Genomic DNA, 22,096 nt, shown 5'->3' on the forward strand with positions numbered 1-22,096 from the left:
TCCCACTGACATCCCCTGCTCTGGAGACACAGCCATGACTCACCGACGATCCCGCTGGGCGGGCGCGACCGCGCTCACCCTCGCCGCCGCCCTCGCCCTGACCGCCTGCTCCGGATCCTCCGAAGCGGGCACCGCCACCGACGACGCGACCCCGGTCTCGGGCGGCCGGCTCTCGCTCGCCTTCTTCCCCGACAACGCCGCGTTCTCGTGCGTCGATCCGTTCCAGACCTACTGGATCGAGCACCGCACGGTGATCCGCAACGTCGCCGACTCCCTGACCGACCAGGACCCTGAGACGGGCGAGATCGAGCCGTGGCTCGCGACCGCCTGGAGCGTCGACGACGCGGGAACCGAGTACACCTTCGATCTGCGCACCGACGTGACGTTCTCGGACGGCACGGCGTTCACCGCCGACAGCGTCAAGACCGCCTTCGACAACGACCAGGCGACCCTCGCGCAGCTGCCCGCTGCCTACGGCGGCGTCTACCTGGCCGGCTACTCGGGCACGGAGGTGGTCGACGCCGACACCGTGAAGGTCACGTTCTCGACCCCCAACGCCGCGTTCGTCCAGGGCACCTCGACCACCAACCTCGCGATCCTCGCCGCCTCCTCGTACGAGAAGACGCCCGAGGAGCGCTGCCTCGGTGCCGTGGTCGGCTCCGGGCCCTTCACCCTCACCGACTACACCCCGGGCACCGGGATCACGCTCGACAAGCGCGCCGGCTACGCCTGGGGCTCCCCGCTCCGCGACAACACGGGGGAGGCGTACCTCGACGGCATCGACGTCAGCTACGTCGCCGAGGACAGCGTTCGCGTCGGCCAGCTCACGAGCGACGAGATCGACATCGCCTGGGGCCGGAACCCGATCTCCGAGAACGACCAGGCGGTGATCACCGGCAACGGCGACACCGTCGAGAGCCGGTCGCTGCCGGGCCCCGCGAGCAACTACTACCCGAACGTGTCGGAGGGGAAGATCCTCTCGGATCAGACGGTGCGCGAGGCGGTGCAGAAGGCGATCGATCGCGAGACCTACGCATCGACGATCTTCGGCGTCGGCTATCCGGCGGTGACGAGCGTCTACAACACGACCACGCCCTTCTCCAAGGACGAGTCCTCGCCACTGGCCTTCGACGCCGACGGCGCCGGCGAGCTGCTCGACGAGGCGGGCTGGACACTCGGTGACGACGGCTACCGCCACAAGGACGGGCAGAAGCTCACCCTCTCGGTGCCGATCGTGGCGCAGTTCGGCGCGGGTGACCAGCTGATCCAGGACCAGCTCAAGCAGGTCGGCATCGACCTCGAGCTGAACGTGATCACCAACGCGCAGCGCGCGGACGTGCTCAACAGCGGCGACTACGACCTGATCTCGACCTACTACACCCGGGCCGACCCGGGAGTGATCCAGTGGATCATCGACTCCCGGTACGCAGGATCGAAGGCGCAGGCCGTGAACAACTTCACCCCCGAGCAGGCGAGCGAGGTGCAGGCCCTGCTCGACGAGGGCGTCCAGACCGTCGACACGACGGCCAGGGCGGCGGTCTACGGCCGGCTGCAGGACTACCTGCTCGACAACGCGCTCGTCTTCCCCTTCGCCGAGCGGGTGCAGCTGGCCGGCGTCTCGTCGGCGGTGCACGGCTTCCGCTTCACCTCGGAGGCGTTCGGCGACTTCGCCGGGACCTGGATCCAGCCGTGACGACCCTCGCGACACCCGCGGCACCGGGGAGGCCGGGCCTCCGCTCGGCCCCCTCGGGCCTCGGCCGCTACCTCGTCGGGCGGCTGGGCCAGGCGGTCCTCGTGCTGTGGGCCGCCTACACGGTGACCTTCGCCGTGCTGTGGCTGCTGCCGAGCGACCCGCTCGCGCTGCTGCTCTCGGCCAACAACGTCGAGGTCGACTCTCTGACTCCGCAGCAGCTCGCTGATGCGCAGGCGCGCTACGGCCTCGACCAGCCCGTCTGGCAGCAGTACCTGCACATGCTCGGCAACGCGCTCCGGGGCGACTTCGGCACCTCCATCACGAAGGGGATCCCGGTGACCCAGCTGATCGTCGAGAAGCTGCCGGGAACCCTCCAGCTCAGCGCCCTCGCGATCGGGCTCGCACTCGTCGGCGGCACGGCGCTCGCCTACCTGGCGGCGTACGTGCAGTGGCGACCGCTCAAGGTGCTGCTGAGCCGGCTGCCCTCCGCGGGAGTCGCGTTCCCCGGTTTCTGGATCGGCCTGCTGCTCATCCAGTTCTTCGCCTTCACGCTGCACCTGCTGCCCTCCACGGGCAGTGCGACGCCGGCGAGCCTGATCCTGCCGGCGGTGACGATGGCGATCCCCACCTCGGCGATGCTCGCGCAGGTGCTGACCCGCAGCTTCGCCGACGTCGAGCGGGAGGCGTACATCACCACCGCCCGCGCGGCGGGGCTCTCCCGCGCTGCGGTGCAGTGGCGGCACGCGTTCCGCAACGCCTCGCTGCCGACTCTGACGATCCTCGGCATCCTCGCCGGCAACACCGTCACCGGTGCGATCGTCGCCGAGACGATCTTCGGCCGGCAGGGCATCGGCACGCTCGCTCAGGAGTCGGTGCTCACCCAGGACGTGCCGGTGGTGCAGGCCGTCGTCGTGCTGGCCGCAGCCGTCTTCGTCGGGATCAACCTCCTCGTCGACCTGCTCTACCCCCTCCTCGATCCGCGCATAACCACGACAGCGAAGGCGAGCCGGCCATGACGCTCGAACTCACCAGAACCGAGACCGCCGCGACGGTCGCGCCCGAGCCCCGCGAGCGCGCCCCGCACGGAAGGAGCGCGCGGCGCCTCCGCACCGCACGGCTCCTCCTGCGCCGCCCCGGGTTCGTGATCGCGCTCGCCTTCGCCGTCTTCGTGCTGGTCTCGGCGATCGCCCCGGCCCTGTTCACCGGCTACGACCCGACTGCGACGGCGCCCGTCGACAAGCTGCAGGCGCCGAGCGCCGCGCACCTCTTCGGCACCGACGAGCTCGGCCGCGACCTGTTCGCGCGCGTTCTGCACGGCGGGGCGCTGACCATCCAGGCCACCGTGATCGCGATCGCGATCGCCCTCATCGGCGGCCTCGCGCTCGGCGTCGTCTCGGGCTACGCGGGCGGAGTCGTCGACGCCGTCATCATGCGGATCGTCGACGTGCTCCTCGCGATCCCGGGGCTGCTGCTGGCGCTCGCCATCGTCACCGCGATCGGCTTCGGCACACTGCCGGTGGCGCTGGCCGTCGGGATCGGGATCCTGCCGGGCTTCGCACGCACCACGCGCGCCGAGGTCCTGCGGGTGAAGACGCTGCCCTACGTCGAGGCCGCCCGCACCGGAGGCGCCACTCGGCTGCGCATCCTCGTGCGGCACGTGCTCCCCAACTCGTGGGGCCCGGTCGCCGTGCTGGCGGTGCTCGATCTCGGGACCGCGATCATCGCGGTCGCCGCGTTGAGCTTCCTCGGCTTCGGTGCCGCTCCTCCCGCGGCGGAGTGGGGCACGCTCATCTCGAGCGGTCGCAACTACCTGGTGACCAGCCCCTGGCTCTCGCTGCTGCCCGGCCTGTTCGTCGGACTCCTGGTCTTCTCGCTGAACCACGTGGCGAAGACCGTCGAGGAGGTGCAGCGATGAGCGCGCTCGTAAGGCTGGATCGCCTGTCGGTCGCCTACGGCGAGCAGACCGTCGTGCACGAGGTCTCGCTCGAGATCGCCCCGGGCGAGATCGTCGCCGTGGTCGGCGAGTCGGGGTCGGGCAAGTCGACGACCGCGAACGCCGTGCTCGGGCTGCTGCCCGCGTCCGGGCGGATCCTCGGCGGCTCGATCGAGATCGCCGGCGGCGATGTCACCCGCGCCTCCGAGAAGGAGCTGCGACGCCTCCGGGGACGCGTCGTCGGGCTCGTGCCGCAGGACCCGATGGTCGGCCTCGACCCCACCCTGCGGATCGGTGCCCAGGTCGCCGAGGCGGTGCGCCTGCGGGGGGTCGACCGCCGCGCGGTCGACGCCGAGGTGCTCGAGGCGCTCGGGCAGGCGGGGATCGATGATCCGCAGTTGCGCGCCCGGCAGTACCCGCACGAGCTCTCGGGGGGCCTGCGCCAGCGCGCGCTGATCGCGATCGCGCTGGCGGGGAAGCCGCGGCTGATCATCGCCGACGAGCCCACCTCGGCGCTCGACGTGACGGTGCAGAAGCGGATCCTCGACCACCTGCAGTCGCTCGTCCGCGAGCAGGGGATCGCGCTGCTGATCATCACGCACGACCTCGCGGTCGCCGCCGACCGGGCCGACCGCGTCCTCGTGATGCGGGGCGGCCGGGTGATCGAGCAGGGTCCGCCGGCCGAGATCCTCGTGGCGCCGCGGGAGGAGTACACCCGCGCTCTGATCGACGCGGCACCCGGGCTCGGGCACGGCGGGGCGATCGTGCCGCGCTTCGATCAGGTGGAGCCGGCTCCCGAGATCCTGCGGATCGAGAAGGTCGTCAAGGACTTCGCGCTCCCCGGGCGGCGCGCCGACTTCCGTGCGCTCGACGACGTCTCGTTCTCGGTGCGCGCCGGGCAGACGCTCGCGCTGGTGGGGGAGTCGGGCTCGGGCAAGACGACCGCGCTGCGGATCGCCCTCGGCCTCGAGCGCGCGTCGGGCGGCCGCGTGCTCGTCGAGGGGGCCGACCTGACCCACGCCGGCGAGAAGCAGTGGCGGCCGCTGCGTCGGCGCATCCAGCTCGTGCACCAGAACCCGTTCGCGGCGCTCGACCCGCGCTTCACCGTGCTCGAGTCGGTCGTCGAGCCGCTGGTGTCGTTCGGAGTCGGCGATCGCCTCACCCGCCTCGCCCGCGCCCACGAGCTGCTCGACCGGGTCGGGCTGCCCGACTCCTTCCTCTCCCGTCTGCCCGCCGAGCTCTCGGGCGGCCAGCGCCAGCGGGTCGCGATCGCCCGGGCGCTCGCACTCGGGCCGGATCTCGTGCTGCTCGACGAGCCGGTCTCGGCGCTCGACGTGTCGGTGCAGGCGCAGATCCTCGAGCTGCTGGTCGAGCTGCAGCGAGACCTCGGAGTCGCCTACCTCTTCATCTCGCACGACCTCGCGGTCGTCGCCGACGTCTCGCACGACATCGTGGTGCTGAACCGCGGCCGGGTCGAGGAGGCGGGGACCACCTCCCGCGTCTTCCGCTCGCCGGAGTCGGAGTACACCCGGACGCTCCTCGCGGCGATCCCCGGAGTGTCGGCGGTGACCTCGTGAGCCGGCGCTTCCTCGTCATCGGCGGCGGGGCCGTGGGCTCGGTGGTCGCGGCGCAGCTGCATCTCGCGGGGGAGGACGTCGTGCTGATCGCGCGCGGCGAGCACCTCCGCCTGGTCCGCGAGCGCGGGCTGCGCCTCCGACGGCCGGCCGGCGACGAGACGGTGCGGGTGCCGGTGGCGAGCGGACCGCTCGAGGCGGCACCGCACCGAGGCGACGTGCTCGTGCTGACCGTGAAGGCGCAGGACGCCGAGGCGGCGCTCGCCGAGTGGGCGTGGACGCCGCTGGTCGGCGGGCGAGCGGGCAGCGAGCTGCCGGTGCTCACCTTCCAGAACGGACTTGCCGCCGAGGACGCGGCGCTGCGCCGCTTCGCCGACGTGTTCAGCGTCTCGATCGGCATCGCGGCCAGCTTCCTCACCCCCGGCGAGATCGTGTCGCCGTCGTTCCCGACGGTCGGAGCGCTCTGGATCGGCCGACACCCCGACGCCGACGACCCCCGGGCCGAGGCGCTCGCCGCGACGTTCCGCGATGCGGGCTTCGCGGCGCGGGCCGTGCCCGACATCGGCGCGTGGAAGGCGCGGAAGCTGCTCGCGAACGCCGTCAACGGCCTCGACCTCTTCACCGGCTCCGACGACGAGCGCAGCGCGCTTCGCGACACGCTCGTGGCGGAGGCGCGCCTCGCGCTCACCGCGAACGGCCGCACGATCGCCGCCGACGACGGCACTCGCCTCCGGGTCGACCCCGTCACCGGCCACACCGCCGGTCGTCTCTCGACCTGGCAGAGCTTCGCCCGCGGCGCCGGAAGCGAGGTCGACCACCTCACCGGCGAAGTCGTGCTGCTCGCCCGCCGAGCGGGCGTCGCCGTTCCCGTGAGCGAGCGCCTGCAGCTCCTCCTCGGGCTCCGCGGTCGGGAGGCGGCCGTCGCGCCGCTCCCGCTCGCCGAGCTCTCCGTCCCCTCTCCCGAAGGAGTCCCCGCATGACCCTGACCATCCCCGCCCCCCTCGTCCAGCGCTTCGACGAGCCCGAGGGCATCGGACCCCGAGGCACACTGATCGTCCTCGGCGGCCGAGGCGAGACGCCGGCCGTCTACGAGCGCCTCGGCACCCGGCTCGCTCGCGACGCCTACCGCGTTCGCGCGCTGGGCGACGCGACCGTCGAGGGGATCCGGGAGGCGGCGCTCGAGCTCCTCCACGACCCCGCCGCCGTCTCACCCCTGGTGCTGGTCGGCTCCGACGCGGGCGCGGCGGTCGCCCTCGAGCTCGCCGCGACCCACCCCGAGGCGGTCGACGCGGTGATCGTCGCCGGTCTGCCCGTCCGCGCCGAGGGAGGCGAGGGCGTCGCCGAGCGGACCGCCTGCCCGACCCACGCCGGGGTGCTCGCGCGCGAGGCCGATGCGGTCGCGCGCGACGCGGTGCTTCCTCCGGAGCTGCTTTCGGTCGTGGCGAGCGCCGTGCGCGCCCCGCTGCTCGCGCTGCACGGCGAGGCCGACGCGATCAGCCCCGTGGCGGAGGCGGTGGCCGTCTACCGCACGGCCCCGCGCGCCGAGATCCACCTCCTCGCCGACGGGCGACACGACGCGCTGAACGACGCGACTCACCGCTCGGCCGCGGCGACCGTGGTCCTGTTCCTCGAGCGGGTGAAGGCGTCGGCGGCGACCGCTGCGATCATCACGCGGGTGGAGGCGTGAGCGCCATCGCCTCCGCCCCCGACATCGCGCCCGCCCCCGACATCGTGCCGATCCCCGAGATCGCGCCCGCCGTCGTCCACGCCGACCGCTCGGGCTGGTCGCCCGCGGGCGATCCGGTCGGAGTGGTGCGCGCCCGCGATGTCGCTGAGGTCCGCGCGACGCTCGCGTACGCCTCCGCCCACGGGATCCCCGTGGTGACCCGAGGGGCCGCCTCCGGCCTCGCGGGCGCCGCGAGCGCGGGGGAGGGCGTGATCGTGCTCGACGTCTCCGGGCTCGACCGCATCCTCTCGATCGACCCGGTCGACGGCGTCGCACGGGTCGAGCCCGGGGTGATCACCGCCGACCTCGACCGCGCCGCCGCCCGCCACGGCCTGCTCTACGCGCCCGACCCCGGCAGCGTCGAGATCTCGACCATCGGCGGCAACATCGCCACGAACGCGGGCGGGCTGCGCGGCGCGAAGTACGGAGTGACGCGCGACGCGGTGCTCGCCCTCGACGTGGTCCTGGCCGACGGCTCGCTCGTCCACCTCGGCCGCGACACCGTGAAGGGCGTCGTCGGCCTCGACCTGACCTCCCTCGTGGTCGGGTCGGAGGGGAGCCTCGGCGTGGTCGTCGGCGCGACCCTCCGCCTCCTGCCGCGGCCCCGCGTCACCGCGACCGCCGCGGCGTTCTTCGCCGATGTCGCCGCGGGAGCCGAGGCCGCCGTCGCGCTCGCGCTCGCGGGCCTGCGCCCGAGCGTGCTCGAGCTCGTCGACGACCGCACCCTCGAGGCGATCGACGCGCTGCGCGGCTCCGATCTGGCGGCCCGCGGAGGCGCGTTCCTCCTCGTGCAGACCGACGGCTTCGGCGCGGCCGACGAGATCGAGGCGGTCCGCACCGTCCTCGCGGCGACCGCGGCGAGCGTCGAGACGACCCTCGACGCCGCCGAGGGGCTCGCCCTGGCGGCCGCGCGCCGCGACGCACTGCCCGCTGTCGAGGCGCGCGGCCGGGTCCTCATCGAGGACATCGCCGTGCCCCGGTCGCGTCTCGCCGAGGCGATCCGGCGGATCCACGCGATCGCCGCCGACACCGGCGCCGACGTGTACGTGTTCGCGCACGCCGGCGACGGCAACCTGCACCCGATCATCCGCCTCCGCGACGAGACCGACGCGGCTCGCGCGCAGGCCGACGCCGCGGCCGAGGCGGTGTTCGCCCTCGCCCTCGAGCTCGGCGGCACCGTCAGCGGCGAGCACGGCGTCGGTGGCCTGAAGCGCGAGTGGGCCAGGCGCGAGCTCGGCCCCGATGTCGTCTCCCTGCAGCGCGCGGTGCGGCGGCTGTTCGATCCTCAGGGCATCCTGAATCCCGCAACCGCGCTGTGAGCGCACTCGAAAGGACCGTCATGACCGACACTGCTCTGCCCGATACTGCGCTTTCCGACCCTGCACTGCCCGATACTGCACTTTCCGACCCTGCACTTTCCGACACTGCGCTCTCAGGCTCCGACCGCTCCGGCTCCGCTCTCCCCGATCGGCGCGACGTGCTCGCGACGCCCGAGGAGCTCGAGGAGGCGCTCGCGTCGCCCGAGCCGCCGCTCGTGCTCGACGTGCGCTGGCGCCTCGATCGCCCCGACGGCCGGCCCGCGTACCTCGACGGGCACGTGCCCGGAGCCGTCTACGTCGACCTCGATCACGAGCTGGCCGAGCACGGCGACCCGGCTGACGGGCGGCACCCGCTGCCTCCGATCGACGCCCTGCAGGAGGCGGCCCGCGGCTGGGGCCTGCGCCAGGGCCAGGCGGTCGTGGTCTACGACGACCTGAAGAACCTGTCGTCGGCCCGCGCGTGGTGGCTGCTGCGGGCGGCCGGAGTCGCCGAGGTGCGCCTGCTCGACGGGTCGCTCCGCGCCTGGACCGGGTCGGGGCGCGCGCTCGAGACCGGTCCCGTGACTCCGGTGCGCGGCGACGTGGAGCTCGCCTACGGTGCCCTGCCGGTGCTCGACATCGACGCGGCGGCCGCGTTCCCCTCTCACGGCGTGCTGCTCGACGCCCGCGCGCCCGAGCGGTACCGCGGCGACGTCGAGCCGATCGACCCGCGCGCCGGGCACATCCCGGGGGCGCTGAACGCGCCGGCGACCGACAACGTCGACTCCGAGGGCCGCTTCCTCCCGTCCTCCGAGCTGCGCGCGCGCTTCGAGGCGGTCGGCGTGCGGGCCGATGCTCCGGTCGGCGTCTACTGCGGCTCCGGAGTGACGGCCGCCGCCGACGCCGTCGCGCTGACGCTCGCGGGCTTCGCGCCGCGCCTCTACCCCGGCTCGTGGTCGCAGTGGTCGAACACCCCCGGTCGCCCGGTCGCGACGGGCCCGTCCGCGTAGCACGCACTCTCCTCGTTCTCGATTCGCCGGCGCACCCACTCCTCAGAAGTCGCGGTAGTCGCGTCCCACTCCCGCGACTTCTGGAGTGTGGGCGGCCCGTCGGCGCGCGGACGTCCTCCGGCCGTCGAGAACGCAGGAGTTGTCGTCCTCGACGTCCGACTGCGACAACTCCTGCGTTCTCGGGCGCAGGTCAGCGCCTTCCCGCCGACGAGCCGGCGAGTACGCGAAAGTCGCGTGCCACTACCGCACCGTGTGGAGAGTCGGCGGTCTGCCCGTGGGCAGACGGGTTCGCGCCCGTCGAGAACGCGAGAGTTGTCGTACTCGACGACGACTTCTGCGTTCTCGCGCAGCCGGGACGGTGCCTCTGGGAGGCGTGCCCGCGAGTACGCGAATGTTGCGGTTGTCGAGCGCGCCTACCGCGACTTCTGAGGAGTGGCGCGCCTCAGCCCAGGCGGGAGTGCTCGCCGAGGTGGTGCCAGGTGCGGTTGTGGTAGACGAGGGGAGCAGTTGACTCGGAGCCCTCGGGCACATGGGCGTCGAGGGCGTGCACGGCGACGATCGTCGACGATCCCGCTTCCATCCGGTTGATCACCGTGCCGCGGATCCAGGCGGCCGCGCCCGGGAAGAACGGCTCGCCCGTGGGCAGCCGCGACCAGAGCGAGGTGTCGGCGAATCGGTCGATGCCGCTGGTCGACCCCAGGCGCGCCAGGTCGAGCTGCTCCGCCCCGAGCAGGTGCACCACCAGTGTCTCGGACGCCTGGATGGCGGGGGAGCTCGACGAGGAGCGCGACAGCGAGAAGACGAACAGCGGAGGCTCGGCGCTGACCGAGAAGACGGAGGTCGCGGTCAGGGCGACCGGGCCGGTGCCCGGGTCGGCGGTGATCAGCGCGACTCCGGCGGCGTGGTTGCGGAACGCGAGCTTGAAGTCCTCCGGAGACAGTCCGGCGAAGGCGCGGTGCTCCGGCTCGCGGTCCGGCGTGGTGGCGAGGTTCTCGCGGCTCATCGGAGGCTCCTGATCGATCGAGGGTGCGGCACGGGGTGGTGGCCCGCCGTCGCGCCGCAGCACGGCCCTTCCAGACTGGCGCACCGGCCGGGGGAGGGCCGCCCCATTGCGGAGTATGACGCCGCTACCTCGGGGAACGCCGATCCCGGGCCGCGGGTGCCGGTCCGCCACCGGCTGCTCGCCCGTGCGATCTGCAGGACCCTGTGCCATCTGCCGGTCCCCGTGCCATTTGCAGGTCCCCGTGCCATCTGCAGGCGGCGGTGCGATCTGCAGGACCCTGCGCGATCTGCAGGTGATGGTGCGATCTGCAGGGGTTCCCTCGCCGAGATCGATCTCTGCGGACTGTTCTGTCGAGCACGGTCAGAATCCCCTGCAGATCGTTCCTGCAGATCGCACCGAGTCCTGCAGATCGCACACCCGCTGCTCGCCCTGAGCGCAACCCGTCGCGGTCGCCCCTCCGGGCCCGCAGACTCGACGGCATGGCCCACCGTCAGCGCACGTCCACCGCGCACCCCGAGAGCAAGACCTGCGCCTCGTGCGGTCGCGAGATCGAGTGGCGGGCGAAGTGGGCGCGCGACTGGGAGGACGTCCGCTACTGCTCGGACGCCTGCCGCCGTCGCGGAGTCGGTCCGGAGGAGGCGCGCCTCGAGGAGGAGATCCGCACCGTCTTGCTCGCGCGAGCGGCGTCGTCGACGGCGTGCCCGTCCGAGGTCGCGCGCCGGGTCGGCGGCGAGGAGTGGCGGCCGCTGATGGAGCCGGTGCGCCAGGCCGCTCGTCGCCTGGTCGACCGGGGCGAGATCGACATCGTGCAGGGCGGACAGGTCGTCGACCCCTCGCGGGCGAAGGGCCCGATCCGGCTGCGGAGGCGCCCCGGAGGACCCCTGTCGCCGGGCGGCGCCGCGGGCTAGCCTCAGCAGATGCCCAGCAGCGACGCCGTCGTCCTCACCGTCCCCGGACCGCACGGCGAGCGGGAGGTGCGGATCTCGAGCCCTGAGCGCGTGCTCTTCCCCGAGCCGGGCATCACCAAGCGCGAGGTCGCGGAGTACCTGATCGCCGTCGGCGAGGCCTTCGTCGCGGCGAACGGCGGCCGCCCCGTCTCGCTGCAGCGCTTCTCCTCCGGGATCGAGGGCGAGCAGTTCTTCTCGAAGAACCCGCCCAAGGGCGCACCCGAGTACGTCCGGTCCGTCCCGGTGACGTACCCGAGCGGGCGGGTGCATCCGCAGCTCGTGATCGACGAGCCCGCGGCCGCCGTCTGGGCGGCGCAGATGAACACCGTCGTCTTCCACCCGTGGGCGTCCCGCGCCGACGCGCCGGACCTGCCCGACCAGCTGCGGATCGACCTCGACCCCCAGCCCGGCACCGACGTCGCCGACGCGGTCGTCGCCGCGCACGCGCTGCGCGAGGTCCTGCGGGAGGCCGGCCTCGAACCGTTCGTGAAGACGTCCGGCAACCGCGGCCTGCACGTCTTCGCGCCGATCCTCGCCGAGCACGAGTTCCTCGACGTGCGCCACGCGGTGATCGCCGCGGCGCGCGAGCTGGAGCGGCGGATGCCCGAGCAGGTCACGACGGCGTGGTGGAAGGAGGAGCGCGGCGAGCGGATCTTCGTCGACTTCAACCAGGCGAACCGCGACCGGACGATCGCCGGCGCCTACAGCCCGCGGCCGCTCGCGCACGCTCCCGTCTCCACGCCGCTGGACTGGGACGAGCTCGACGGCGTCGACCCGCGGGCCTTCACGATCCGCACGGTCCCGGCGCGCCTCGCCGAGCGCGGCGACCCGTGGGCCCGGATGCACGACGCTTCCGGCCGCCTCGACGCCCTGCTCGGCTGGTGGGAGCGCGATGTCGCCGCGGGCCTGGGCGAGCTGCCGTTCCCGCCCGACTTCCCGAAGATGCCGGGCGAGCCGCCGCGCGTGCAGCCCAGCCGCGCGAAGAAGGTCTAGCCGAGGACGTCGCCGAGGTCGTACGCGGTCGGCTGCTCCAGCTGCTCCAGGGTGCAGGAGGCGGCGTCGCGGTCCGGTCGCCAGCGCTCGAACTGCACGGTGTGCCGGAAGCGGTCGCCCTCGCGCTGGTCGTAGCGGACCTCGAGCACGAGCTCGGGACGCAGGCGCACGAAGGAGGTGTCGCGGCCGCTCGAGAACCGGCTCCGCTCGCCCTCGCCGCGCACCGGCACTCCCTCCGCGTCGCGCTCCACCGCGGGTGCGAGCTCCTCCAGCAGCTGCACGCGACGCTCGTCGCTGAAGGCTGACGTCCCGCCGACCTGGCGGACCTCTCCGTCGTCGCCGTGGAGGCCGAGCAGGATCGAGCCCACGCCCGGCTTGGAGGCGTGCTCGCGGTACCCGATCGCGATCACGTCTGCCGTGCGGTGGTGCTTCACCTTGAGCACGGCGCGCTTCCCAGGAGAATAGGGCGCGGCCAGGGGCTTCGCCACGACGCCGTCCAGTCCTGCGCCCTCGAAGCGCTCCAGCCAGTCGCGTGCCAGGGCCTCGTCGTCCGTGGTGCGGCCGAGGTGCAGCGGATGCGTGACGCCGGCCATCACCGCGGCGAGCGCCTCCCGCCGCGCCGAGTACGGCTCCTCGAGCAGGCTGCGCCCGTCCACGGCGAGCAGGTCGAAGGCGACGAGCATCGCCGGGGTGGTCTCCGCCAGCACGGTCACGCGGCTCGCGGCCGGATGGATGCGCTGCGAGAGCAGGTCCCAGTCGAGCCGCTGCGCTCCCGGCTCACCGGTCGCCAGGACGATCTCGCCGTCGAGCACGCAGCCGTCGGGGAGCAGCCGGAGGAAGGCCTCGACGAGCTCGGGGAAGTACCGCGTCAGCGGCTTGGAGCCGCGGCTCCCGATCTCGCACTCCCCGCCGGCGACCGAGACGATCGCGCGGAACCCGTCCCACTTCGGCTCGTAGGAGTATCCGCCCGCGACGGCGGTCTGCTCCGGCACCGCCGGGACGGCCTTGGCGAGCATCGGGGCGAGGGGGAGCGCGAACGGGAGGTCCATGCCCTGATCATCCCGGCCGCGGTGTCCGGCCGCACCCCCTTCCGGAAGGCTGTGGACCGGGATGTTCCGGGCCCGCCGCGGAGATTCGAGGCGTAGCGTTCCCGGCATGAGCATTGACTGGAAGCGCTGGACGCCCGTCGCCGTCGTCCCCGCGGTCGTCGTCGCCGCGGCCGTCGCCCTCCCCCTCTCGGCGAGCGCCGCAGGGGACCTCCCCGAGAAGTCCGCAGCCGACCTCCTCGCCTTCGTCGCCGAGAGCGGCACCACGGCGTTCTCCGGCGAGATCCAGCAGACCTCCGACCTCGGCCTGCCCGACCTCTCGGCGCTCGGCGGCTCTGCGGGCTCGGCGTCCGCGGACCCCGCCGACTCCCTCGTCGAGCTCGCCACCGGCTCGCACCAGGCGCGCGTGTACGTCGACGCCGAGAAGGGTGCGCGCCTCCAGGTGCTCGACCGGCTGGCCGAGCGCGACGTCGTCGCCTCGACGACCGACGGAGTCTGGATCTACGACTCGAGCGCGAACACCGCCACTCACCTCGCGCCTCCCGCGGGCGGCGCCCCCGACGCCTCCCCGCGCGACCAGGTCGTCACGCCCTCGTCCGCCGCCGAGCAGCTGCTCGCCGCGATCGACCCGACGACCACGGTCGCGGTCGGCTCGGACGTCAGCGTCGCCGGGCGCGACGCGTACGAGCTCGTGCTCACGCCCCGCGACAGCGGCACCCTGGTGGGCTCCGTGACCGTCTCGGTCGACGGCGAGACGGGCCTCCCGCTCGGAGTGGCCGTGACCGCTCGCGGGGGCACCGCTCCCGCGTTCAGCGTCGCGTACACGAGCATCGACTTCTCGACGCCCGACGCGTCCCTCTTCTCCTTCACGCCCCCGGTCGGAGCCGAGGTGACGGAGCAGGCCGCTCCGGTCGACGACGCGACGGACGCCCCGGACGTCTCCGCCCCGGACACCGCCGGGCACTCCGACGTCATCACCTCGGGCTCCGGCTGGACGAGCGTCGTCGAGCTGCCCGCGGGCGACACCGACGCGCTCTCCTCGCTCGACGCGGTCACCACGCCGGTCGACGGCGGCCGCGTCCTCTCCTCCGTTCTGCTGACCGTCCTCGTCACCGACGACGGACGCGTCCTCGCCGGCGCGGTCCCGGCCGAGACGCTCCGCGACGCGGCCTCCGCTCGGTGACGGCGGGCGAGCTCGCGGTCGAGACGCGGGGCCTCACCAAGCGCTTCGGGCGCCAGGAGGCGGTCTCCGGTCTCGACCTCGCCGTCCCTCGCGGTGCCGTCTTCGGCTTCCTCGGCCCGAACGGCTCGGGCAAGACCACGACGATCCGGATGCTGCTCGCCCTGGCCGCGCCGACCGCGGGCAGCATCACCGTCCTCGGGCAGGCCATGCCCCGCCGCGCGGCCGAGGTCCTGCCCCGGGTGGGCGCGCTGGTCGAGGGGCCGGGCTTCTACCCGTTCCTCTCCGGAGCGGCGAATCTCCGGCGCTTCGACGCCGCGGAGGCGGGCACCTCGTCCCGCACCCGCGACACCCGCGCGAAGGAGGCCCTCGCCCGCGTCGGTCTCTCGGCCGCGGCCCGCAAGAAGGTCGGCTCCTACTCGCTGGGCATGAAGCAGCGGCTCGGCATCGCGGTCGCCCTGCTCTCGCCGCGCGACCTGATCGTGCTGGACGAGCCCACTAACGGCCTCGACCCGCAGGGCACCCGCGAGGTCCGAGCTCTCGTGCGCGGGCTGAACCAGGACGGCACGACCGTCCTCGTCTCCAGCCACCTCCTCGCCGAGATCGAGCAGCTCTGCACCCACGCCGCCGTCATGCGCACCGGGCGCCTCGTCGCCCAGGGCGGGCTCGACGAGCTGCGCGGCGACGCCGCATCGGTCGAGCTGCTGACGCCCGACCGCGAGCGCGCGATCGTGGCCCTGCACACCCGGGGTCTGGAGCCGCGCACCGCGCCGGGCCCGCATCCCGCCGATCCGCCGCTGGTCGTCGCCGCTCTTCCGCCCGGGCTCGCGGCCGAGACGCTGGTCGCCGACCTCGTGCAGGCCGACGTCCGCGTCCGCGGCTTCGCCGTCCGCCGCCCCTCACTCGAGGAGCGCTTCGTCGAGCTGACCGGGGAGGGCTTCGATGTCGAGCGCTGACGCGACCGCCCGCCGCTCAGGGATCGGGTCGCTGCTCGCCTCCGAGCTCGCCCTGCTCTTCCTCCGGCGCCGCACCTGGGCGCTGCTCGCGGCCCTGGCCGCCATCCCGATCCTGCTCGCCGTCGCGGTGCGGCTCTCGGGCGGCGACGGAGGCGGACCGTCCTTCGTGGGAGCGATCGCCGGCAACGGCCTCTTCACCGGCTTCGCCGCGATCACGGTCGCCGTGCCGCTGTTCCTCCCGCTCACGGTCGGGGTCGTCGCCGGCGACGCGATCGCGGGCGAGGCCTCGCTCGGGACGCTGCGCTACCTGCTGGTCAGCCCCGTCGGCCGGGTGCGGCTGCTCGCGGTGAAGTTCGCCGCCTCCCTCGCCTTCTGCCTCGCCGCAGCGCTCACCGTCATGGTGGTCGGGATCCTGATCGGGCTGGCGCTCTTCCCGGCGGGACCGGTGACGCTGCTCTCCGGCAGCACCGTCCCGCTCGGCGACGCGATCGGCCGGGCCCTGGCGATCGCCGTGTACGCGGCGCTCTCGCTGGTCGGGCTCTCGGCGATCGGCCTCTTCATCTCGACGCTGACGGATGTGCCGGTCGGCGCCATGGCGGCCACCGTCGTCGTCTCCATCGCGGCGCAGATCGTCGGCTCGCTCTCGCAGCTGGACGCCCTCCACCCGTTCCTGCTGACGGACCGGTGGTTCGACTTCGCGGATCTCCTGCGCGACCCGATCGCGTGGAGCTCGTTCGGCGAGAGCGCCCTGCTCCAGCTCGCCTACGTCGCCGTGTTCGGGTCGCTCGCGATCGGCCGCTTCACCACCCGCGACGTCCTCTCCTGATCCCGGGGACGACGGAGGCCGCCCTCCCGCAGTGCGGTGGGGGCGGCCTCCCGGTCGTCTGGGTCAGTCCTGCGGAGCGATCCCGAAGCTGACCGAGCCGCCCTCGTCCACCTGCGCGTCGAGGACCTTGTCGCCGAGAGCGACGGAGGCGGCGACGTCGAGGAACACGCGCGCTCCGTCCTGCTCCACGACGGCGTCCGTCGACTCGGGGGCCGCGGCGACCGCGACAGCGAAGTTGCGGGCGTCGAGATCGGTGCCGCTGATGCGCAGGCCTCCCTCGACGGGGGTCTCGGTCTGCCCGGTGATGGTCTTGACGACGGTGCTGGCGTTGTCGGTGAGCGTGAGCATCGGGTCGTTCCTTCCGTCCGTGGTCGATGAGGGGGCCACGTTGCCGCGATCCGGCGGGACCCTCAAGGCAACGGAGCGGATGTGGAGGGGATGCACACCTGGCGGGCGCGGGGAGTCCGGGCGCTCGCCGGAGCCGGCCGAGCCGGGGGCGCCGCGCCGCCTGTCACACTGGCCGGATGCACCCCGCCGACTCCTGCCCCTGCGGAAGCCGCCGCCACTACGCCGACTGCTGCCGCCCCGCCCACCTCGGCGAGGAGCCCTCGCCGACGGCGGAGCGCCTGATGCGCAGCCGCTACAGCGCGAACGTCCTCGGCAGCGCCCCCTACCTGCTCGCGAGCTGGCATCCCTCGACCCGGCCGCGCCGGATCGACCTCGACCCCGACGTCCAGTGGCGCCGGCTCCAGATCGTCGACACCTCGTTCGGCGGGGAGGGCGACGAGGAGGGACTGGTCGAGTTCCGCGCCTCCTACCGCTCGGCCGCGGGCCCCGGCCTCGTGCACGAGCGGAGCCGCTTCCTGCGCGAGGACGGCCGTTGGCTCTACGTCGACGGCGAGATGCTCGGCGACGAGGCCTGATCCGCCCGGGCCGTCCTACTCTGGAGGCATGGCCAAGGACTTCCGCCGGGCGGACGACGCGTCGCGCTACGAGCTCCACCTCGACGGCGCCCTGGTGGGCGTCCTCGACTTCCGCGAGGCGCCCGGCAGCGTCTCCCTCGTCCGCTCCTTCACGACCCCGCCCTTCCGCGGCCGCGGCCTCGCGGGCGAGCTGGTCGCGTTCGCGGTCGACGACATCGAGGCGTCCGGCGGCCGGAGCGTGGTCCCGATGTGCTGGTACGTCGGCCAGTGGTTCGAGCAGCACCCGGAGAAGGCGCACCTGCTCGCTCCGTCCTGAGCCCACCGCTCACTCGCGGACAGCGGGCTCCACTCCGATCAGGTCCGGGCCGAGGCCGATGTCGACCAGGCGCAGGCGGCCCGCGTAGGAGTCGCCCGGGGGCAGCAGCAGACCGGCCTTGATCGCGCCGAAGGTCACCGTCACGTCGGCGTGCAGCACGGTCGGATCGGGGACCGACCCGTCGTCGGGATGGATGCCGCTCGGCAGGTCGACCGCGACGACCACCGGGCGCTCGGGCCGCCGCTCCAGCGCGTCGAGCACCGCCCCGACGACCACGCGCGGCCGGCCCCGCAGCGCCGGCTCCGTCGCTCCGATGCCGAGGATCCCGTCGACCAGGACGTCCGCACGCGCCACCGCCGCCGCGAGGCCGCGCGCGTCGTCGGCGGACACCTGCCCGCAGCCCTCGTCGAGCGCCACAGCGAGGCCCCGGCGGTGCACCCGCTCGGCCGTGAGGACGAGGACGACGTCGGTCCCGGAGGCGGACAGCTCGGCCGCCGCGTAGAGCGCGTCTCCGCCGTTGTCGCCCGGACCGACCAGGACGAGCACGGAGCCCGGACGGGAGCGGTCGGTGCGCCCGGCGAGCACGAGCCGCAGCTCGCGGGCGAGGCCGTCGGCGGCGCGCTGCATCAGCGGCTCCCGCCGGGCCAGGTGCGGAGCCTCGGCGGCCCGCACCTGCGCGGACGTGTATCCCTCGACCATGCGCTCCACTGTGCGCGCGGCGCAGCGGGGGTGCAACCCCGTCAGCTCTCCTGCACCGCCCGGTCCGACTCCTCGACGATCGCGCGCATCGCGGCCTCCGCAGCGTCCGCGTCCCCCGAGGCGACGGCGGCGGCCACCGCCCGGTGCAGCCGCACCGCCGTGGAGTCGGCCTCGCGCGGCATGAGCGAGTTGCGGGTGCGGCCGGCGAGGACCTCGGCGACCAGATCACCCAGCTGCGCGAGCATCCGGTTGCCGGACGCCGCCAGGAGGGAGCGGTGGAAGGCGGTGTCGGCGGCGAGGTAGGCGGACTGGTCGGCTGCGCGGGAGTGCGTCGAGAGGGCGTCGCCCGCCTCCGTGAGCGCCCGACGCTGCTCCTCGGTCGCGTTCGCCGCGGCGAGCCGGGCCGCCAGCGGCTCCACCCCGAGCCGGAGCTCGCTGAGCTGGTGCAGCTGGCGCCGCCGGTCCGGGCCGTCGAGGCCCCACGCGACGACCCGCGTGTCCAGGGCGTTCCAGCACTCCGGAGGCTGGACCCGCGTCCCCGCGCGGCGGCGGGAGGTCACGAGCCCGAGCGTCTCGAGCACGCGCACGGCCTCCCGCATCACCGAGCGGGAGACCCCGCGCCGCTCCGCCCGCTCGTCGGCGCTGAAGGTGGTGCCCGGCGCGAGCTCGCCGCGCACGATCTGCGAGCCGAGCTCGTCCAGCACCGAGTGGTGCAGCGAGGGCGTCGGCGCGGGCATGCGGTCATCCTGCCATCGCCGGAGTCGCGCCCCGCCCGATCTTCGGGCATGATCGGGACACACGCAGGTTATGTCGGACAAAAGCCGACCGCTGGCCGTCGGCTCGACCAAGGACGCTCATGACACCGACCCTCCTCCCCGCCCTCCACGCCGCCGCCGGGGACGCACCCGCCACCACCGCCGGGCAGGGGCAGCTGATCCTCGCCGCCGTCGTCGGCATCGCCGTGATCGTGGTGCTGATCACCTGGCTGAAGCTGCACCCCTTCGTCTCCCTGCTGATCGGAGCGCTGACCACGGGCCTGATCGCGGGCCTGGCGGCGGCGGACGCGGTCGCCAGCTTCGCGCTGGGGTTCGGCACCACCATGGGCGGCGTCGGCATCCTCATCGGCCTCGGCGCGATGTACGGCAAGCTGCTCGCCGACTCCGGCGGGGCGGACCGCATCGTGGACACCCTGATCGCCCGCTCGAGCACCCGGGCGCTGCCCTGGATGATGGGCTTCGTCGGCGCGCTGATCGGGCTGCCGATGTTCTTCGAGGTCGGACTCGTGCTCCTGATCCCGGTCGTGATCCTGGTCGCCCGCCGGAGCGGCCTGCCGCTGATGAAGGTGGCGATCCCGACCCTCGCCGGCCTCTCGGTCATGCACGGGCTCGTCCCGCCGCACCCCGGCCCCCTGGTCGCGATCGACGCGCTCGGTGCGAATCTCGGCGTGACCCTCGCGTTCGGCGTCCTGGTCGCGATCCCCACCGTCGTCGTCGCCGGCCCGCTCTTCGGCCGGATCGCCGCCCGCTGGGCGCCGGTGGAGACGCCGCCGCTCTTCGGCGAGGGAGCGGGCGAGACGCGCGAGCACCGCCCGGGCTTCGCCGCCGCCGTCGCGAGCATCCTGCTGCCGGTCGTGCTGATGCTGGGCAAGGCGATCGCCGACATCGCGGCTCCCGACTCCTCCGACGCCTGGAAGGGCGCCCTCGACTTCCTCGGCACGCCGACCATCGCGCTGGGGATCGCGCTCCTGGCCGGTCTGGTCCTGCTCGGCCGCGGCGGCCGGATGAACCGCACCGAGCTGCAGGCCTCGCTCTCGAGCTCGCTGCCGCCGATCGCGGGCATCCTGCTCATCGTCGGCGCGGGCGGCGGCTTCAAGCAGGTCCTCGTCGACACCGGGATCGGCGGAGTGGTCGCCCAGCTCGCGGAGGGGAGCGGCGCCTCGGCGCTCCTGCTCGCCTGGCTCGTGGCCGTCGTGATCCGCGTCGCCACCGGTTCCGCGACCGTCGCCACCGTGACCGCCGCAGGGATCCTCCAGCCGCTGACCGAGACCATGGACGGGCCGATGGTCGCCCTCATGGTGCTCGCGATCGGCGCCGGCTCGGTGTTCCTGTCGCACGTGAACGACGCCGGCTTCTGGCTGGTGAAGGAGTACCTCGGGCTCAGCATCGGCCAGACCCTCAAGACCTGGACCGTGATGGAGTGCCTGGTCTCGGTGACCGGGCTCGCCGGGGTCCTCCTGATCGGTCTCTTCGTAGGAGGTATCTGATGACCGCTCTTCCCACCGTCCCCGTCCGCGCCGTCGTCGTCATGGGCGTCTCCGGCAGCGGCAAGTCGACCGTCGCGTCGCTCCTGGCGCGCCGACTCGGCTGGGAGTTCCTCGAGGGGGACGACCTGCACCCGCAGGCCAACGTCGACAAGATGCACGCAGGCATCCCGCTGACCGACGAGGACCGCGCGCCCTGGCTGGCCGAGATCGCCCGCGTCGTCGACCAGCGGATCACCGCGGGCGCCTCGGTCGTGGTGACCTGCTCCGCCCTGCGCCGCCGCTACCGCGACGTCCTGCGCCGCGACGACCTCGTCTTCGCGCACCTCGCGGGATCGAGGGACCGGATCGCCGGGCGGCTCGCCTCGCGGGTCGGCCACTTCATGCCGACCACGCTGCTCGACTCGCAGTTCGAGGCGCTCGAGCCCCTCGGCGACGACGAGCTCCACGTCACGGTCGACGTGGGCGGCGCTCCGGACGAGGAGATCGCCGAGATCCTCGGGGGGCTCGGCCTCGCGCCCGCAGGCGCCTAGCCCAGCAGCGACTCCACCGGCACGGCCGGGAGGTCGAAGGCCGCGGCGACGGCGGCGTTCGCGACCCGGCCGTCGTGGGTGCTCAGGCCGCGGACGAGGGCCGGGTCGGCGGCCAGGGCGGCCCGCCACCCGCGGTCGGCCAGCGCGACCGCGTAGGGGAGCGTCGCATTGGTGAGCGCGCGGGTCGAGGTCTCAGGAACGGCGCCGGGCATGTTGGCGACGCAGTAGTAGACGCTCTGGTGCACGGGGAACACCGGGTCGTCGTGCGTGGTCGGACGCGAGCCCTCGAAGCAGCCGCCCTGGTCGATCGCGATGTCGACCAGTACCGAGCCCGGCTTCATCGTGGCGACCATCTCGTCGGTCACCAGCTTGGGCGCCTTGGCGCCCGGGATGAGGACGGAGCCGATCACGAGGTCGGCGTCCGCCAGCTGCGCGGCGATCTCGTAGGCCGAGGAGGCGCGCGTCTGGATCGCGCCCTGGAAGCGGTTCTCGAGCTGCGCGAGGCGGGGGAGCGAGAGGTCGACGATCGTGACGTCGGCCCCCATGCCGAGGGCGTTGGCCGCGGCGTGCTCGCCGGCCGTACCGCCGCCGATCACGACGACCTTCGCCTTCGGAGTGCCGGGGACCCCGCCGAGCAGCGTGCCCCGGCCGCCGACGGCGCTCATGAGGTGGTACGCGCCGACCGTGATCGACAGGCGCCCGGCGACCTCGCTCATCGGCGAGAGCAGCGGCAGCCGCCGGTCGTCGAGCTGGACCGTCTCGTAGGCGATGGAGGTCGTCCCCGCGGCGAGCAGCGCATCGGTGCACGGGCGCGAGGCGGCGAGGTGGAGGTAGGTGAAGAGCACCTGGTCGCGGCGCATCCGCGGGTACTCGGCCTCGATCGGCTCCTTGACCTTGAGGACCAGCTCGGACTCGCCCCAGACCTCGTCGGGTCCGTCGACGACGCGGGCGCCGGCGCTGCGGAAGTCCTCGTCCGACACGCGGGAGCCGAGGCCCGCGCCGGCCTCGACCAGGACCTCGTGGCCGCGGCGCACCAGCTCGTGGACGCCGGCCGGAGTGGCGGCGACCCGGTTCTCGTTGTTCTTGATCTCGGTGGGGATCCCGACGCGCACGGCGGCTCCTTCGCTGCGGCCCGCGGGGCGGGCGGTGGGCGCCGATCCTGCACCGGCTCTGCCCCCAT

The 22,096-nt window shown here is 73.7% G+C and carries 23 protein-coding genes; 17 read left to right on the forward strand and 6 right to left on the reverse strand.

Annotation, left to right across the window (positions count from 1 at the left end):
- Positions 1-34: 34 nt before the first annotated feature.
- From C5D44_RS06720 to C5D44_RS06755, 8 genes are read left to right on the forward strand one after another with little or no spacing between them, the layout of a single operon-like run.
- Positions 35-1,693 (forward strand): ABC transporter substrate-binding protein, encoded by a 1,659-nt coding sequence (locus tag C5D44_RS06720; RefSeq protein WP_104281203.1) that lies wholly within the window; start codon positions 35-37, stop codon positions 1,691-1,693.
- Positions 1,690-2,709, forward strand: a complete 1,020-nt coding sequence (locus C5D44_RS06725; RefSeq protein ID WP_104281204.1) for an ABC transporter permease — start codon at positions 1,690-1,692, stop codon at positions 2,707-2,709. The genes C5D44_RS06720 and C5D44_RS06725 overlap by 4 nt, the downstream gene beginning before the upstream one ends.
- Positions 2,706-3,608, forward strand: a complete 903-nt coding sequence (locus C5D44_RS06730) for an ABC transporter permease (protein WP_104276486.1) — start codon at positions 2,706-2,708, stop codon at positions 3,606-3,608. The genes C5D44_RS06725 and C5D44_RS06730 overlap by 4 nt, the downstream gene beginning before the upstream one ends.
- Positions 3,605-5,203, forward strand: a complete 1,599-nt coding sequence (locus C5D44_RS06735; protein ID WP_104281205.1) for an ABC transporter ATP-binding protein — start codon at positions 3,605-3,607, stop codon at positions 5,201-5,203. The genes C5D44_RS06730 and C5D44_RS06735 overlap by 4 nt, the downstream gene beginning before the upstream one ends.
- Complete coding sequence (locus tag C5D44_RS06740; protein ID WP_104281206.1) at positions 5,200-6,180, forward strand: ketopantoate reductase family protein; 981 nt, start codon at positions 5,200-5,202, stop codon at positions 6,178-6,180. The genes C5D44_RS06735 and C5D44_RS06740 overlap by 4 nt, the downstream gene beginning before the upstream one ends.
- On the forward strand, positions 6,177-6,887 hold the full coding sequence (locus C5D44_RS06745) for an alpha/beta hydrolase (RefSeq protein ID WP_104276501.1): 711 nt from the start codon (positions 6,177-6,179) through the stop codon (positions 6,885-6,887). Before C5D44_RS06740 ends, C5D44_RS06745 begins: the two co-directional genes overlap by 4 nt.
- Positions 6,884-8,245 (forward strand): FAD-binding oxidoreductase, encoded by a 1,362-nt coding sequence (locus tag C5D44_RS06750; RefSeq protein ID WP_258065044.1) that lies wholly within the window; start codon positions 6,884-6,886, stop codon positions 8,243-8,245. The genes C5D44_RS06745 and C5D44_RS06750 overlap by 4 nt, the downstream gene beginning before the upstream one ends.
- A 20-nt stretch (positions 8,246-8,265) precedes the next feature.
- Positions 8,266-9,234, forward strand: coding sequence for a sulfurtransferase (locus C5D44_RS06755; protein ID WP_104281207.1), 969 nt, complete (start codon positions 8,266-8,268; stop codon positions 9,232-9,234).
- Between the two features lie 442 nt (positions 9,235-9,676).
- Here C5D44_RS06755 and C5D44_RS06760 read toward each other — a convergent pair whose 3' ends face one another.
- Positions 9,677-10,237, reverse strand: a complete 561-nt coding sequence (locus C5D44_RS06760) for a flavin reductase family protein (RefSeq protein ID WP_104281208.1) — start codon at positions 10,235-10,237, stop codon at positions 9,677-9,679.
- A gap of 479 nt (positions 10,238-10,716) precedes the next feature.
- On the opposite strand from C5D44_RS06760, the gene C5D44_RS06765 reads away from it, so the two are divergent.
- Both C5D44_RS06765 and ligD read left to right on the forward strand, forming a co-directional pair.
- Positions 10,717-11,145, forward strand: coding sequence for a DUF2256 and DUF3253 domain-containing protein (locus tag C5D44_RS06765; protein WP_104281209.1), 429 nt, complete (start codon positions 10,717-10,719; stop codon positions 11,143-11,145).
- 9 nt (positions 11,146-11,154) lie between these two features.
- Positions 11,155-12,177: a non-homologous end-joining DNA ligase gene (ligD, locus tag C5D44_RS06770; protein ID WP_181118463.1), complete on the forward strand. Its 1,023-nt coding sequence runs from the start codon at positions 11,155-11,157 to the stop codon at positions 12,175-12,177.
- Here ligD and C5D44_RS06775 read toward each other — a convergent pair.
- On the reverse strand, positions 12,174-13,226 hold the full coding sequence (locus tag C5D44_RS06775; RefSeq protein WP_104281210.1) for an ATP-dependent DNA ligase: 1,053 nt from the start codon (positions 13,224-13,226) through the stop codon (positions 12,174-12,176). The two genes, ligD and C5D44_RS06775, sit on opposite strands and share 4 nt — an antisense overlap.
- 106 nt (positions 13,227-13,332) lie before the next feature.
- Here C5D44_RS06775 and C5D44_RS06780 point away from each other — a divergent pair, with 106 nt between their 5' ends.
- From C5D44_RS06780 to C5D44_RS06790, 3 genes are read left to right on the forward strand one after another with little or no spacing between them, the layout of a single operon-like run.
- Positions 13,333-14,406 (forward strand): DUF2092 domain-containing protein, encoded by a 1,074-nt coding sequence (locus C5D44_RS06780; protein WP_104281211.1) that lies wholly within the window; start codon positions 13,333-13,335, stop codon positions 14,404-14,406.
- Positions 14,403-15,359, forward strand: a complete 957-nt coding sequence (locus C5D44_RS06785) for an ABC transporter ATP-binding protein (protein WP_104276479.1) — start codon at positions 14,403-14,405, stop codon at positions 15,357-15,359. Before C5D44_RS06780 ends, C5D44_RS06785 begins: the two co-directional genes overlap by 4 nt.
- Positions 15,346-16,185: an ABC transporter permease gene (locus C5D44_RS06790; protein ID WP_104281212.1), complete on the forward strand. Its 840-nt coding sequence runs from the start codon at positions 15,346-15,348 to the stop codon at positions 16,183-16,185. The genes C5D44_RS06785 and C5D44_RS06790 overlap by 14 nt, the downstream gene beginning before the upstream one ends.
- A gap of 63 nt (positions 16,186-16,248) precedes the next feature.
- Here the strand turns inward: C5D44_RS06790 and C5D44_RS06795 are convergent, their stop codons facing one another.
- The gene (locus C5D44_RS06795) at positions 16,249-16,533 is read right to left on the reverse strand and encodes a hypothetical protein (protein WP_104281213.1); all 285 of its coding nucleotides are present in this window, start codon (positions 16,531-16,533) and stop codon (positions 16,249-16,251) included.
- A gap of 176 nt (positions 16,534-16,709) precedes the next feature.
- Between C5D44_RS06795 and C5D44_RS06800 the strand changes: the two genes are divergently transcribed.
- Together C5D44_RS06800 and C5D44_RS06805 are read left to right on the forward strand one after the other, a co-directional pair.
- Positions 16,710-17,108, forward strand: a complete 399-nt coding sequence (locus tag C5D44_RS06800; protein ID WP_104281214.1) for a YchJ family protein — start codon at positions 16,710-16,712, stop codon at positions 17,106-17,108.
- 28 nt (positions 17,109-17,136) lie between these two features.
- Positions 17,137-17,424, forward strand: coding sequence for a GNAT family N-acetyltransferase (locus C5D44_RS06805; protein WP_104276475.1), 288 nt, complete (start codon positions 17,137-17,139; stop codon positions 17,422-17,424).
- Between the two features lie 9 nt (positions 17,425-17,433).
- Here the strand turns inward: C5D44_RS06805 and C5D44_RS06810 are convergent, their stop codons facing one another.
- Complete coding sequence (locus tag C5D44_RS06810) at positions 17,434-18,123, reverse strand: NAD(P)H-hydrate epimerase (RefSeq protein ID WP_104276474.1); 690 nt, start codon at positions 18,121-18,123, stop codon at positions 17,434-17,436.
- Between the two features lie 41 nt (positions 18,124-18,164).
- Positions 18,165-18,860 carry a FadR/GntR family transcriptional regulator gene (locus C5D44_RS06815; RefSeq protein ID WP_104281215.1) on the reverse strand — a complete coding sequence of 232 codons (696 nt, stop codon included), beginning with the start codon at positions 18,858-18,860 and terminating at the stop codon, positions 18,165-18,167.
- A 119-nt stretch (positions 18,861-18,979) separates the two neighbouring features.
- On the opposite strand from C5D44_RS06815, the gene C5D44_RS06820 reads away from it, so the two are divergent.
- A complete protein-coding gene (locus C5D44_RS06820) occupies positions 18,980-20,386 on the forward strand; it encodes a GntP family permease (protein ID WP_104281216.1) in 1,407 nt (468 codons plus the stop codon).
- Entirely contained in the window at positions 20,386-20,916 is a 531-nt protein-coding gene (locus tag C5D44_RS06825; RefSeq protein ID WP_104281217.1) for a gluconokinase, read from the forward strand. The genes C5D44_RS06820 and C5D44_RS06825 overlap by 1 nt, the downstream gene beginning before the upstream one ends.
- On the opposite strand, the gene ald is transcribed toward C5D44_RS06825, so the two are convergent.
- Positions 20,913-22,028, reverse strand: a complete 1,116-nt coding sequence (ald, locus tag C5D44_RS06830; protein ID WP_104281218.1) for an alanine dehydrogenase — start codon at positions 22,026-22,028, stop codon at positions 20,913-20,915. The genes C5D44_RS06825 and ald overlap by 4 nt on opposite strands.
- Between the last annotated feature and the right edge of the window lie 68 nt (positions 22,029-22,096).

Source organism: Rathayibacter sp. AY1B5 (assembly GCF_002932795.1).
Classification (GTDB): domain Bacteria; phylum Actinomycetota; class Actinomycetes; order Actinomycetales; family Microbacteriaceae; genus Rathayibacter.

Bases quoted from the DNA above. Each gene is read 5' to 3' on its own strand.
- C5D44_RS06720 (WP_104281203.1), top strand. From the start codon at position 35: ATGACTCACCGACGATCCCGCTGGGCGGGCGCGACCGCGCTCACCCTC.
- C5D44_RS06730 (WP_104276486.1), top strand. From the start codon at position 2,706: ATGACGCTCGAACTCACCAGAACCGAGACCGCCGCGACGGTCGCGCCC.
- C5D44_RS06735 (WP_104281205.1), top strand. From the start codon at position 3,605: ATGAGCGCGCTCGTAAGGCTGGATCGCCTGTCGGTCGCCTACGGCGAG.
- C5D44_RS06745 (WP_104276501.1), top strand. From the start codon at position 6,177: ATGACCCTGACCATCCCCGCCCCCCTCGTCCAGCGCTTCGACGAGCCC.
- C5D44_RS06755 (WP_104281207.1), top strand. From the start codon at position 8,266: ATGACCGACACTGCTCTGCCCGATACTGCGCTTTCCGACCCTGCACTG.
- C5D44_RS06760 (WP_104281208.1), bottom strand. From the start codon at position 10,237: ATGAGCCGCGAGAACCTCGCCACCACGCCGGACCGCGAGCCGGAGCAC.
- C5D44_RS06765 (WP_104281209.1), top strand. From the start codon at position 10,717: ATGGCCCACCGTCAGCGCACGTCCACCGCGCACCCCGAGAGCAAGACC.
- ligD (WP_181118463.1), top strand. From the start codon at position 11,155: ATGCCCAGCAGCGACGCCGTCGTCCTCACCGTCCCCGGACCGCACGGC.
- C5D44_RS06775 (WP_104281210.1), bottom strand. From the start codon at position 13,226: ATGGACCTCCCGTTCGCGCTCCCCCTCGCCCCGATGCTCGCCAAGGCC.
- C5D44_RS06780 (WP_104281211.1), top strand. From the start codon at position 13,333: ATGAGCATTGACTGGAAGCGCTGGACGCCCGTCGCCGTCGTCCCCGCG.
- C5D44_RS06790 (WP_104281212.1), top strand. From the start codon at position 15,346: ATGTCGAGCGCTGACGCGACCGCCCGCCGCTCAGGGATCGGGTCGCTG.
- C5D44_RS06795 (WP_104281213.1), bottom strand. From the start codon at position 16,533: ATGCTCACGCTCACCGACAACGCCAGCACCGTCGTCAAGACCATCACC.
- C5D44_RS06800 (WP_104281214.1), top strand. From the start codon at position 16,710: ATGCACCCCGCCGACTCCTGCCCCTGCGGAAGCCGCCGCCACTACGCC.
- C5D44_RS06805 (WP_104276475.1), top strand. From the start codon at position 17,137: ATGGCCAAGGACTTCCGCCGGGCGGACGACGCGTCGCGCTACGAGCTC.
- C5D44_RS06810 (WP_104276474.1), bottom strand. From the start codon at position 18,123: ATGGTCGAGGGATACACGTCCGCGCAGGTGCGGGCCGCCGAGGCTCCG.
- C5D44_RS06815 (WP_104281215.1), bottom strand. From the start codon at position 18,860: ATGCCCGCGCCGACGCCCTCGCTGCACCACTCGGTGCTGGACGAGCTC.
- C5D44_RS06820 (WP_104281216.1), top strand. From the start codon at position 18,980: ATGACACCGACCCTCCTCCCCGCCCTCCACGCCGCCGCCGGGGACGCA.
- C5D44_RS06825 (WP_104281217.1), top strand. From the start codon at position 20,386: ATGACCGCTCTTCCCACCGTCCCCGTCCGCGCCGTCGTCGTCATGGGC.